6 protein-coding genes (1 of these 6 only partly in view) are annotated in these 12,649 nt (G+C 68.2%); 3 read left to right on the top strand and 3 right to left on the bottom strand.

What is annotated here, in order from left to right; all coding sequences use genetic code 11:
- Positions 1-2,726, top strand: partial view of a type I polyketide synthase gene (locus E8A74_RS00950; RefSeq protein ID WP_136926969.1) — the 3' portion only. 565 nt of this gene lie to the left of the window's left edge; 2,726 of the gene's 3,291 nt are visible here — the last part of the coding sequence; its start codon lies beyond the left edge, outside the window; the stop codon is at positions 2,724-2,726.
- Here E8A74_RS00950 and E8A74_RS00955 read toward each other — a convergent pair.
- Both E8A74_RS00955 and E8A74_RS00960 read right to left on the bottom strand, forming a co-directional pair.
- Positions 2,723-8,515: a type I polyketide synthase gene (locus E8A74_RS00955; RefSeq protein ID WP_136926970.1), complete on the bottom strand. Its 5,793-nt coding sequence runs from the start codon at positions 8,513-8,515 to the stop codon at positions 2,723-2,725. The genes E8A74_RS00950 and E8A74_RS00955 overlap by 4 nt on opposite strands.
- A gap of 147 nt (positions 8,516-8,662) precedes the next feature.
- Positions 8,663-9,085, bottom strand: a complete 423-nt coding sequence (locus E8A74_RS00960) for a hypothetical protein (RefSeq protein WP_136926971.1) — start codon at positions 9,083-9,085, stop codon at positions 8,663-8,665.
- 640 nt (positions 9,086-9,725) lie between these two features.
- Here E8A74_RS00960 and E8A74_RS00965 point away from each other — a divergent pair.
- The gene (locus E8A74_RS00965) at positions 9,726-10,175 is read left to right on the top strand and encodes a hypothetical protein (protein ID WP_136926972.1); all 450 of its coding nucleotides are present in this window, start codon (positions 9,726-9,728) and stop codon (positions 10,173-10,175) included.
- Here the strand turns inward: E8A74_RS00965 and E8A74_RS00970 are convergent.
- Complete coding sequence (locus tag E8A74_RS00970; RefSeq protein WP_136926973.1) at positions 10,172-11,143, bottom strand: terpene synthase family protein; 972 nt, start codon at positions 11,141-11,143, stop codon at positions 10,172-10,174. The two genes, E8A74_RS00965 and E8A74_RS00970, sit on opposite strands and share 4 nt — an antisense overlap.
- Before the next feature lie 365 nt (positions 11,144-11,508).
- Between E8A74_RS00970 and E8A74_RS00975 the strand changes: the two genes are divergently transcribed.
- The gene (locus tag E8A74_RS00975) at positions 11,509-12,648 is read left to right on the top strand and encodes a S8 family serine peptidase (RefSeq protein ID WP_136926974.1); all 1,140 of its coding nucleotides are present in this window, start codon (positions 11,509-11,511) and stop codon (positions 12,646-12,648) included.
- Position 12,649: the final 1 nt, after the last annotated feature.

Raw genomic sequence — 12,649 nt, forward strand, 5'->3', positions numbered from 1 at the left:
GCCTCCAGGGCCCGTGCATGTCGATCGATACGGCGTGCTCCTCGTCGCTGGTCGCCGTCGCCGAGGGCTGCCACAGCCTGCGCGCGGGCGACAGCGATCTCGTGATCGCCGCGGGGGTCAACGTGATTCTTTCGCCGCTCGCGATGGCCCTCCTCGCGGGCACGCAAGCGCTCTCGCCGGACGGTCGTTCGCGCGCGTTCGACGCGCGCGCGAACGGGTTCGTCCGAGGGGAGGGGTGCGGCGTCCTCGTGATGAAGCGTTTGTCGGACGCGATGCGCGACGGGGACCGCATTCAAGCGGTCATCCGCGGGTGGGCGGTGAACCAGGACGGCCGATCGACAGGGCTGACGACGCCCAACGTGCTGTCCCAGAAGGCGCTCCTCCGTCGTGCGCTGGAGCGCGCGCGCCTCGCGCCGTCGGACATCGGGTTTGTTGAGACGCACGGTACGGGTACGCCGCTCGGCGATCCGATCGAAATGGAGGCCTTGCGCGAGGTCCTCGGCGCTCCGCGGCCCGACGGATCGGCCTGCGTGCTCGGCGCGGTCAAGACGAACATCGGGCACCTCGAAGGCGCGGCGGGGGTGGCGGGGATCATCAAGGCGGTGCTCGCGATGCGGCACGAGTGTATCCCCCGCAATCAGCACTTCCGGCGGCTCAACCCCCGCATTTCGCTGGACGGTACGTGCTTCGTCCTCCCCACCGAGAACGTACCCTGGCCGCACGGCGACAAGCCCCGGCGCGCGGGGGTGAGCTCGTTTGGTATCAGCGGGACGAATGCGCACGTGATCCTCGAAGAACCGCCGCCCGAGGCGACGGCCGAGCGGCCCCGTGCCGAGGGGGCCCATTGGCTCGTTCTTTCGGCCCGGAGCAAGGCGGCGCTCCCCGAGCTCGCGGGTGCCTATGCAGAGCGGCTCTCCACGGCCAGCGATGGCGAGCTCGCCGATATCACGTACACGGCGAGCGTGCGGCGCGTGCATCACGAGCATCGGCTCGCCGTGACGGGTCGAACCCGGCAGGAGCTCTCCGAGCAGCTCTTTGCCTTTGCGCGTGGAGAGGTTTCGCCCTCCTTGTCGCAAGGGAGCACCTCGCCTCATGGCGACCCGAAGGTCGTGATGGTGTTCTCGGGGCAGGGATCCCAATGGGCGGGGATGGGCCAGGATCTGCGGGGCGAGGTGGTCTTCTGGAAGAAGCTCGAGGAATGCGAAACGATCCTTCGGCGCTACGTTTCGTGGTCGCTGCTCGAAGAGCTCGCGGCGCCCGAGGCGCTCTCGCGGCTCGGGGAGACCGAGGTGGTGCAGCCGGCGCTGTTTTCGCTCCAGGTGAGCCTGACGGAGCTTTACGCATCCTGGGGGATCGTGCCGGGCGCGGTCGTGGGGCACAGCGTGGGTGAAATCGCGGCGGCGCACGTGTCGGGGGCGCTTTCGCTGGAGGAGGCGCTCCGGCTCGCCGTGTATCGCGGCCGCACCATGCAGAAGGCGACGGGCTTCGGGAAGATGATGGCCGTGGAGATCGACCGCGAGCGCGCGGAGCGAGTGCTTTCGGACTATGAGCAGCAGCTCTCGATCGCGGCCGTGAATGCACCGAATTCGGTCGTGCTCTCGGGCGAGGGCGCGGCGCTCGACGCCGTGGCGGCCCGCCTCGAAGCGGAAGGCGTGCCCTGCCGCTCCTTGCGGGTGAATTATGCGTTTCACAGCCCGCAAATGGAGCCTTTGAAGCGCGAGCTCGTGCAAGCGCTCGGGCGGATCGAGGCGGGACCGACGCGGATCCCCATGTTCAGCACGGTGACGGGCGCGCGGATCGATGGGCGTGATCTCGGCGCCGACTACTGGGGCGACAACATGCGGCAGCCCGTGCTGCTTTCGCGCGCGACGCAGGCTGCGATCGAGGGCGGCGGAGGCCTGCTTTTCGAGGTGAGTCCGCATCCGGTGCTGACCGCGAACCTGAGGCAATGCGTCGCGGCCCAGGGAGAGAAGGTGGACGTCGTTTACACGCTGAAGCGGCAGGCCGACGGGCGCCGCGCTGCGCTCGACGCGCTCGGCGCGCTTCACGTGAGGGGTTGCAGCGTGCATTGGGGCGCGCTTCACGGCGGCCGCGGTCGCAGCGTCTCGCTGCCGGCGTATCCCTGGCAGCGGGCTCGCCATTGGCTCGACGTCGATTTCGTCGCATCGAGCCTCGGCGACGCGGGCGACGCGAAAGCGCACGTCGCGACGCCGTCGCCGCCCGAGCGCGGGGCGCGGGGGCCGGCGAGTTTCCGCGCGACGCTCGCGATGGCGCTTCCCGGGGAACGGAGGGAGCTCGTGCAGGTGCACGTTGCGCGGCAGCTCGGGCTCGTGCTCGGGCAGGACCCCCATCGCATCGATCCGCGCGCGCCCTTCTCCAGCGTGGGCGTGGATTCGCTCATGGGCATGGAGCTCGGCAAACGGCTCGAAGCGACCGTCGAGGTATCGTTGCCGGCGACGTTCCTATTCGCCTATCCTACCGTGGAAGCGCTCGCGGAGCACCTCCTCGGTCAGCTCGACGTGATGGGCCCTCCCGCGACGAACCCGGAGCCCGACATTTCGAGCTTTGCGCCCGTTGCACCGCCCGTCGAAGTGGCGCCTCTCCTTTCGTCGAAGCCGGCTCCCACGCAGGAAGAGCTCACGGAAGGCGAGGTTGCGGTCCTGCTCGAAGCGAAGCTCGACGCGCTGGAGCGCTGGCTCGGCCTGGGATCGCAGCCGCTGCGCTAGGCCGGAGGTTCAGCGCGGGCTGGCTCGGCGAGAATGCGACGCAGGATCGCCGAAAGCTCGCGCACGTATGGCTCGAAGATCAGATTGAAGTGCGTGCCCGTCGTGTCGTGGATGTCCACGGGATAGGGTGACAGTGCGTCCCAGCCATACGCCAGACCGAGTCCCTCCAGCGATTGGGCCAGCCCGCCGGCCACCGTTCCGCGGGAGCGTATCAACGTGATGCGTCCGGACCAGGGCTTCAGGCGATAGGTGCGCAATGCCGCGTTGTGCGCAGCGACTACGGCTTGGAGCCGGTTCGATTCGCTGACGTCGTCGGGCAGCATGGCGGAGGTCGCCACGGCGCGCGCGATGTGGCGTGCTTGCTCGTCCGGGCCGAGGGACGAGAACATGGGATCGTCCGTGTAGCCGAGCCAGACCGCGAGCAGTTCCAGGAGCGACCCTTCGCGCCCGGCGACGGCCGCGGGGATGTCGATGATGACGAGGCGCTCGACCTCCTCGCCTTCCTTCGTGAGCTGTTGTGCCATTTCGTAGGCGACGTAGGCGCCGAACGAATACCCGCCGATCTTGTACGGACCTCTGGGCTTCACGCTCCGGACGGCCTGCACGTACAGGGCGGCCATTTCCTCGATGCGATCGATCGGAGGCTCGTCGAGGTCGACGCCGCGCGCCTGGAGCCCGTAAAATGGCTGGTCGGGGCCCAGGTGGACGGCGAGTGTCTTGAAGACGAGGGCCATTCCATAGCCCGGGTGTACGCAAAAAAATGGCTCCTGCCTGCCCGTCGATCGTAATGGCAGCAGCGGGGAATACGCCCAGGGCCGGGAAAGGCCGGCGGCCTCCCTTGCGTGCGGGATCGGTAGCAGCCTCGATGCGAGGTGCTCCACGAGGGCAGAGACACTCGCATGTTCGAGCGTGACGCTCGCCGGGAGCGGCACGCCGAGGGCTCGCCCGAGGGCGGTGGCGAGCTGTACGCCCGCAATGGAGCCGAGCCCCAGGGAATCGAACGGCGCGTCGATTGCGACCGCGTCGAGCTCGTGTCCGAGCAGATGCGCAACCTGCTCCCGCACGAAGGTCGTGAGCAGCCGCCGGCCCGCCTGTGCCCCGGCGCGCGGGAGCCGATCGAGGAGGAACTCCGTGCCGCGGCGTCTGGCGTCGGAAGAGCCGTCGATTTCCCCCTGCTCCGCATCCATCCCCACGGCCGTCGCCGCCACCAAGCCGCTTTGGCCCATGGATCGATCGAGGGCCGCGCGGAGCGCGTCTCCCGAGAGCGGCGCGAGTCCCTCGTCCCACGCGGCTGCCGCGTCTCCGGGCGGCACGGCGTGCACGCTATGCGCGCGAAGCCCTTTGCTCCGTCGAAGGAAGGCCAGCGCGTCCGCGATCTCCTCGGCGAGGACCTCGTACGCGGAGCCCTTCGCTCCGCCGAGGGAAGACGCGGTGGAGAGGAGAACGAATTCAATCGAAGGATCCTGCGTCAGCTCGTCGAGGACGACACCTGCCAGCGCGCTTCTGCGCACCAGGGTCTCGAAGGCCTGCGCGGCGCTCGGATCGAGCGGCGAATACCGCTCTGCCCATCCGTGATCGGCGTGCACCACGCCCGCGAGGGGGGCGTCGAGGCGCGCGAGGAGCGATTGCATGGCGTGCCGATCACAAGCGTCCGCCGATTCAACGCAGATCCGTGCGCCGAGCGCTTCGATTGCGCGCAAGGTGTCCACGGGGAGCTGCGCGTCTTTCTGGCGGCTCGAATCCACGAGCACGAGCGAGCGCGCGCCCCGCTCGACGAGCCACCGCGCGGCGCAGAGGCCGAGCCATCCGAGCCCTCCCGTCACGAGGTACGTTCCCTCGGGGCGCAGCGAGAGGGGGTTGTCCGAAAGAGGAGCTCGCAGCCGCGACAAACGCGTGCAGAGCCTCGTGCCGCCGCGGAATGCCATTCGATCTTCGTGGTCGTCTTGCGCGAGCGCCTGCGTGAGGTGCTCCACGTCGGCGGCGCTCGGCTCCGGATCGAGGTCGATTGAGCCTCCCCAGAGCCCCGGCGTTTCGAGCGCCAGCGCGCGACCGAGGCCGAGCAACGCCGCCGCCCCGAGCGAACCCGGCGGACCCGAAATGGCCTCGGCGCCCCGGGTCACGAACCAGAAGCGCGGAGGTCGCTCGTGGCTCGACGCAATCGTCGCCAGGTTGCGCGTGGTGACGAGCACGCGCATCCAGGCCTCGAGGGGCGCCTCTGCATGCATGGCGTCGAGGCTCCAGAGGTGTATGACGTCCGTGATGGAGCGATTGAGAGCGAGCACCACGTCGAGCCGCTCCGGCGCCTGCTCGAGCTCGTCACGGGTGAAAATCGTGCATGCGTGACCGCGCGCGAGCCAATGCTCCCGCGCCGCCTGCGCGAGGCCGCTCCGATCGGCGAGAATCAACCCATGGCGCTTCGGTGCCGTCTGTGCCGGTTCCGTGAGAGGTCGCGCGATCCAGGTGCGCTCGTGGAGAATGCGCGGGGCCGGATCCTTGCCCGACTCACGCAAGATGTCGAAAGGATGGGCGGCCGTGAGCGCGAGGCCACGAATCTCCGCGATCGTCGTCCCATCCGTGTCGAGCCACGCGCCATCGACGGTCGCCTCCTCGGTATCGAGCCGCGTCCATACCAGCCGGAGCCACGTGGCCGAGGTGATGTTCGCGCCGTGCTGCAGGTGATCGAAGGAGCGAGCGCTCCAGGGCACGCCGGTCGCGGCTCTGTGCGTGCTCGACGCGAGCGCGATCGCGGCATGGACGAGATCCCGGGCGATCGCACCGGGGTTCGTCTCGGTGATGATGATGCGGGCGAGGCTCGACCGCTCCGCGGCGCCGACGCGCTCGTAATGAAAACCACGGGGAGACAGGCCGTTTCGCGCGAGGCGCCGGCGCATGAGGCTCGCTGGGATTTCGACGAGGTCGTCGAACCGCGGCGGTTCGTGCGCGGGCGCAGGGAGCGCAGCCTTCTTCGCGGCGAGGGTCCCGGTCGCAATGCGCAGGAAGGGGGCGCCAGCGTGACTTCGGTGGTAAAATCGAATGAGCGTCGCGCCGCCCTCCGCTGGCTCGACGTGGGTCTGCAAAACCCCGCCGTCCTCGGCGAGGACGAGCCGCTCGACGGCGAGGCGCAAGGGACGGTCGTCATCGTCGGCTGATCGCGCGAGGCTCGCGAGCGCCCCCAGGGACAGGACATCCACGAAGGCGAGGTGGTGCCTCCCAAGGCGGTCGATCGCGGCCGCGTCGAGCGTGCGCTCGAATCCACGGAGCAACGGCTGGTGTGCGAAGGGGACGAGCGGTCGACCGAGGAGCGATTGGCCCTCGGAGAAAGGCGTCTCGGCATTCGTGCGGTTCGCTGGGGCGCGCAGCCAAAATCGCTTTCGATCGAAGGGATACGTAGGCAGCCGGACGCGGCAGAGGTCGTACCCCTGGTGAATGTGTTGCCAATCCAGCGCGACGCCCCGCGTATAAAGCAGCCCGAGGGCGGAGAGGAGCACGTCCGCATCGGGCCTTCCTTCCTGCAAAGAGGCCACGGCCGAAGGGAGGAAGGGGCTTCTGGGAACGTCCGTGTTCGAGGGAGCGGGCTGCGGACCGAGCTCCAAGATTGCAGCGAAATCACGTGCATCGATGGCGGCGCCGGGCGCGCGGACGGGGGTCCCGGCGCGTGCCCAGGCCCTCCAGCCTTCGAGGTCGGCGGGGAGGCCGTCGGGCCGCGATGCGAGGTGCAGCGCCGTCCGCGGAGGCTCGAAGCGAATCGGCTCGATCGTCTCTTCGAGCGGGACCGCGTTTTCCCACGCGAGCAGCAGTGAGATGGCCTCTTCGAGCCGCAAAATGCCCGCGAGGTGGGCCGCGAGGACCTCGCCGCTGCCCTCTCCGAGCGACGCGCTCGGGTAGACACCCCACGAGCGAAGGAGCTGCGCGACGGCGTATTGCAGGACGAAGCATCGCTGCCCCGGGGGGGACGTCGATTCCTCTCCATTTTGCGTGAAGGTCGGGGCCACGTCGCGGCCGAGCCTGGCCCGGAGCGCCTCCTCGCAGGTGACCACGGCCTGGCGGAAGACGGGCTCCTTCTCGTAGAGAGCGCGACCGACGTGGGCCGCGACGGAGCGCTGGTGCGGGCAGGAAAAACCAATCCGGGGCTTTCGCGTGCTGCGCGGCGCGACGCCGCTCGATGCGTCCCGCGGGATCCCGCCCGCGGCGACGACGGCAAGGTCGTCGAGTAGTTTGTCCGGTGAACCGACGAGGAGCACGAGGCGGTGCTCGAAATGGTTCCGTCCGACGGCGGCTGTGTAGCAGGCGTCGTCCACGCGGATGTCGGGGTGCTCGGCGAGGTGTGCGCGTAGCCGCTCCGCCGAGGCGCGGAGCGCGGCCGAAGTGCGGGCGGAGAGCGGCAGGAGATTCGTCTGCGCGCGCAGAGGCCGCTCGTCGCGTCTCGGGGCCGGGGCTTCCTCGACGACCACGTGTACGTTCGTGCCGCTGAGGCCGGACGCGCTCACGCCGGCAATTCGTGGGGATTCGCCGCGCTTCCAGGGGACTTCGGCGACGGGGATGGTGAACGGCGTATCCGCGAGGGAGATCCGCGGATTCAGCTTCTCGAAATGGAGATTGGGCGGGATGGCCTCGTGCTCCAGCGCGAGCACCGCCTTGACGAGGCCGGCGACGCCCGAGGCCGCTTCGGCGTGGCCGATGTTCGTCTTCAGCGATCCGAGGACGCACGTCGATCTGTCGGGTCGCGCGGCGCCGAGCACGGCGCGAAGCGCCTCGGCCTCGATGGCGTCGCCGAGGGGCGAGCCATTGCTGTGCATCTCCACGTAGCCCACGCGCGTAGGCGCCACGCGCGCCTCGCCGAGCGCGAGGCGCAGCGCCATGACCTGCGCGCTCACGCTCGGCGCCGTGGGGCTCTGCGCCCGCCCATTGTGGACGACGGCGGAGCCGCGCACGATGGCTCGTATGGGATCCCGCTGGCGCAAGGCATCCGAGAGCCGGCGCAGGACGACGATCCCGCACCCTTCGGACCGAACGTATCCATCGGCCGCGGCGTCGAAGGTCCTGCACTTGCCCTCGGACGACAGGATTTGTAGCGAGGAGAGCAGGTTCGAACCGCGCGGGTCGAGGATGAGGTTTACGCCCCCGGCGAGCGCGAGATCACACTCGCCGTCTCGCAATGCCCGGCAGGCGGCATGAACGGCCGCGAGGGCCGAGGAGCAGGCCGTATCGATACAAAGACTTGGCCCCCGCAAGTCGAGCAGGTGCGAGATCCGGCCCGCCGCGAGCGGCACGGCCGTGCCCGTGGCCAGGAGCCCCTCCGGTTCGTCGGACGCGGCGGACGACAGGCGCTCGTAATCGTGCAGCGTGATCCCGACGTAGACGCCCGTGCGGCTCCCTTCGAGCGAGGCGGCGGGGATGGTTGCGTCTTCCAGCGCCTCCCAGGCGACCTCGAGCAGGACCCGCTGCTGGGGATCCATGGCGGAGGCCTCGGCTGGGGGCAGGCCGAAGAACTCGGCGTCGAACTGGTCCACGCCGTCGAGGAGGCCCGCCCAGTGGGCGGCGGGGTGGGGCGCGGCGCTTGCAGTCCAGCGCTCTGGGATCGTCGAGCGGATGCCGTTCGTCCCGTCGCGCAGCTTTCGCCAGAACGTCTCAGGGTCGATGCCTCCGCCGGGCAAACGGCATGCGATTCCGACGATCGCGATGGCCTCATTTTTGGCCCGCTCGGCTTCGGCGAGCCGCACCTCCATCTGCTCGAGCACGTGAAGCGCGCGCCCGAGAAGGGAAGCGGAATCCGCGCGACCGTGCGTCACGTCACCGCCATGAGGGGAAAGCGAAAGAGCGCTCGAGGGGCAACGCGTCGGTGCATGACTCGTTGGCGCTCATCTTCCGAAGGAACGTGGGATCTACCGCGGTCACGTGGGCATCGGCGGTCGTGAGCGATGACGACCGGCGACGATCTACGGCAGCGTCCAGCCGGCCTGCAGGGCGTTGCGCGACATCTCGGAGTTGTAGTTGGCCCACCACTCCCGGAGGTACGAACTCGCCGGACCCTGGTGCTCGGCCGAGATGTGGGGCACGACTTCGGCGTGCACGGTGACCGCGTTCCACGTGGCGTACCAGATCATGGCGAGGAGGTTCTCGCCCTGGGAGATCTGCGAGGGAACCACGGCACCCATGTACGTCGCCAGGGCTTCGGTGCCCTTGTTGTCGAGCTCCTCCGCCATCATGGCGTGCAGGCTCATGAGGAACTGCTCGAGGTCTGCGGCAGTGTACCGGATCCGGACGTTCGGATCTTTTTGCGCACGGTCGGCCATGGCCTGCGCCACGACCTTGATCTTGGACCTGAAGACAGACAGCAGCTCAGTTGCCCACGCTTCCATGACAGCGACCCGTAGCATGGACCAACCGTCGACACAAGACTGACCGGGGGAGGCTCCTGGGGGCTTGAAATACGCGCCCCAAAGCAGGTGTGTCGGCGTGGAGCTCAAGGCGTGCGCGGTGCGGGAGGGGGTGTCGGGCGATCGTCGGCGGGGGCGCGTCGCGAGAGGAGAGGCGCGGCCAAACGTATTCGTCGGGCGTGGCGCTTGCGGCTTGTCGTGCATTTCGGTTTGAATGCGATTGCAGGAGCGCGGCGCCAGCCCTCATTCGATGGCGCGGGTGGGAGGAGACGGTGCGCGGGTAAGAATTTTTGTCTTGACGTGGATTTTTGAATGTGGGGTGGTATGTTTTCGGGTCGATTGGGATATGTCGCCGCGGGCTCCGTATGTGGCGAACAGGAGACGCCTGCTTGCTCGCCAGGAGCGAAATTCTCTAGACAAACGGGTTTCCGAGGCGCGCATCGCGCATGCAGGATCTCACGGCTGTGGCGGCGCCGGGAGCGACGAGGTCCGCGGGCGTCGCTTCGCACCCTCACTGCATGGGTCAGAAATGTGAGGTGGCTCGCGTTTTGGTGCGCGGGCTGCCCGGATGACCGAGGCGAACACCATATTACCCAGCGCGGACAATGTGGTAGCATGCGCCATGCTCACCGAAGGCGATCGCCTGCAGCTCGCTCGGTTCATCCAAGCGAACGTCGAAAAGTACACGGACGCGCTCGTCCGTGCCGTCGAGCTCACCCAGGCGAAGGATTACCGGCGCGAGGATCTGAAGCAGATCATCGCTGGGTACGTCGCGATCATGTCCGAGGCCCTGGTCGAGAAGAGCAACGACAAGCGCTCGTTCTACCTCGAGACGGTCATCCCCGGCCTCGTCACGAACGGGGAGGCGCTGCCGAAGCTCCTTTACGGCGCGGCGAGCGTCAGCCTGATCATCTCGATGGATGTGATGCACGGATTCCCCTCCGCCTCGCCGAGCGATCTTTCCGACTGGGTTGCCGATTATTTTGCGTCGTTTTTACGCGACATGATGGGCTCCGCCCTCACGACCGCGATGCAGACCCCGGCGCTCCTCGCGCAGATGGCGAGCAGCTAGCCCGACGAGCCTTCTTCTCGCGCGACGGCGACCTTGGGCGGCAATGTGGGAGAGACTTGATACCGCCCATTTTCGTAGGCCCAATCGAGATGGCCACGCAGCAGATGCCCGAGCGCGGTGACGAAGCGGCGCGTGCCCTCGTCCGGATCGTCGTGGCGTAGGCGCTCCGCGAGCTGGAACCATTGGCGCATGCGCTCGTTGTGCATGCCAACCACCAGCTCCTCGGCTTGCGCGGCGCCGATTTTTTTCTCCCGCATGAGCACGAGGACGAGGTTGTGGTAATCGCCCTCGTCGAGCTCCCGCGCATACGTGAACAGGTCGTTCGCCATTCCCACGAGCGAGCAAGCCTGGCCTTCGAGCCGCGCGACGTCCGGCCGCATCCGGGCCGCCGTCCCCGCGGGCCGTGCACGATCCGCGTCGGCGAGCTCGATCAGCGGAGAAAGACCAATCGTGGTCTTCCGCGCCTCCAAATAAAGATCTGCGTGCGGGACGAACCGGTTTTTTCGATTGATCGCCTCCCAGGCAAAACCGGCGAACAGATCCGCCACCTTGTCGGCGAAACGAGCGAACCAGGCCTCCGAGAACATGCTCGTCATCCGGAGCCGAAGATCCTCGAACGCGCTCCCCATCGGGACATCCCTTTGCGACGGTTCGGTTCCGCGCAGGACGTTCACCTGCCGACCCAGCAAGAGCGCGGTATCGATCGGATGCACCTCCGGCCGCTCGCTCAGGTCGTCCGTCAGGAAAAACAGCACGAGCCAATCCGTCGCGATTCGCAGGGCATCGGCGCTCGCGTCGGGAAAGAATCGCGCGCCGAGCGTTCCGAGCTGAATTTTTTCGAGCCGTGTGTAGAGGGCTTCCGTCGGGAGAAGCTCGTGGCGCCGTGCCCACCCGAGGCTCGCGGCCTGCGCCTCGGCACCGTTGGGATTGAGCGCCGAAGGTAACGGACAATAGATGGCAGAACTCATGAGACTCATGAGGCCCTCCTGGCGCGTGGGCGTTATGCCAATGATTCCAGCATCGAGTAGACCCGAGAAAAACCTCGAAGTCAAGGGTGTGACGCGGTACGGAAGCTCAGCACGGCGCCGCGCCTATTGTGGGACTCGTACGAAAGCAGGAATCAGACGATCCAGAATATCAAAAGAAAGCGTCGATTTAACCGAAATGGCGCGCTCTCCATTGGCACCATTGCAACCACGTCGCGCTGGCCTGCGCTTCGAGCGTTTCGGTTCGTGGCCGCACCTCGACGGCGGGCGCACCACGCGCGAGAGGTCCGTGATCCTACGCCATCCATTGCCCTCCCCCCTCGTTCGGTGTCACAACCACGCCCCCGATGGCCCGCCCCCAGCTCCTCTCCATCCCCGAGCGCCTCGACGCCAACCCCCGCTTCACCGGCCGCGGCATCGTCATCGCCCTCGTCGACAGCGGCTTCTATCCGCACCCCGACCTCATGCGCCCGAAGCGCCGCATCAAGGCGTACGCCGACGCGACGCGTGACGAGGCCGTCGCCGACGACTTCTTCACGCCGCGCGCCGCGTCGTGGCACGGCACCATGACCGCCTGCACCGCCGCAGGGAACGGCTACGTTTCGGGCGGCCGGTACCGCGGGCTCGCCTCGGAAGCCGAGGTCGTGCTCGTCAAGGCGATGAGCAGCGAGGGAAAGATCACGGGCAAGAACGTCGCCCACGCGATCCGCTTTCCGCTTCGATACCCGCACCTCGGCATCCGCGTGCTCAACGTGTCGCTCGCCGCGCCGTCGAGTGATCCCGACCTCGCCGAGGTCGAGGCCGCCGTCGCCGAGGTCGTCGCCGCAGGGATCACGGTCTTCGCCGCCGCAGGCAACACGCCCGGCAGGCCCTCGCGTCCGCCCGCGTCCGCGCCCGAGGCGATCACCGTCGGCGGCCTCGACGACAAGGGCGAGCGCGAAGGCGACGCGTCGCTCTGGCCGTCGAGCTACGGCACGATCCGCGAGGGGCTCGACAAGCCGGACCTCGTGGCCCCCGCGATCTGGGTGCCCGCGCCGATGCTGCCCGGCACGCTCGTCGCACGGGAAGCCGTCGCGCTTTTCCAGCTCCTCTCCGTGCTCGAAGAGCTCTCCGTCGAGCAGGGTTTCTCCGAGCAGAAGCAGCGCGCGGGCCACGACGAGCGCAGCAGCGTGAACGGGCTCATCGACGCGGTCAGCGCGCGCATCAACCGGCAGAAGTACATCGGCGTCGACTACCAGCACGTCGACGGGACGTCGTTCGCCGCGCCGATCGCCGCGAGCGTGGCGGCGCAGATGCTCGAAGCGAACCCGCTCCTCACGCCCGCGCAGATCCGCGAGGGCCTGCTCGCGACGGCGGCGCCCATGCCGCAGTACCCGAAGATCCAGCAAGGCGCAGGGTTCATCCGGCCTCGTCAGGCCGTGATGTGGGCGCAGCAGAAGAAGCAGGACAAGTTCGTCGCCGTGGTGGAAGAAGGCGCGCTCGAGTAAC

This window comes from Polyangium fumosum (assembly GCF_005144585.1).
Classification (GTDB): domain Bacteria; phylum Myxococcota_A; class Polyangia; order Polyangiales; family Polyangiaceae; genus Polyangium; species Polyangium fumosum.

What these genes read in the sequence shown, in the direction of transcription:
- E8A74_RS00960 (WP_136926971.1), bottom strand. Translation starts at nt 9,085, where the DNA reads ATGGAAGCGTGGGCAACTGAGCTGCTGTCTGTCTTCAGGTCCAAGATC.
- E8A74_RS00965 (WP_136926972.1), top strand. Translation starts at nt 9,726, where the DNA reads ATGCTCACCGAAGGCGATCGCCTGCAGCTCGCTCGGTTCATCCAAGCG.
- E8A74_RS00970 (WP_136926973.1), bottom strand. Translation starts at nt 11,143, where the DNA reads ATGAGTTCTGCCATCTATTGTCCGTTACCTTCGGCGCTCAATCCCAAC.
- E8A74_RS00975 (WP_136926974.1), top strand. Translation starts at nt 11,509, where the DNA reads ATGGCCCGCCCCCAGCTCCTCTCCATCCCCGAGCGCCTCGACGCCAAC.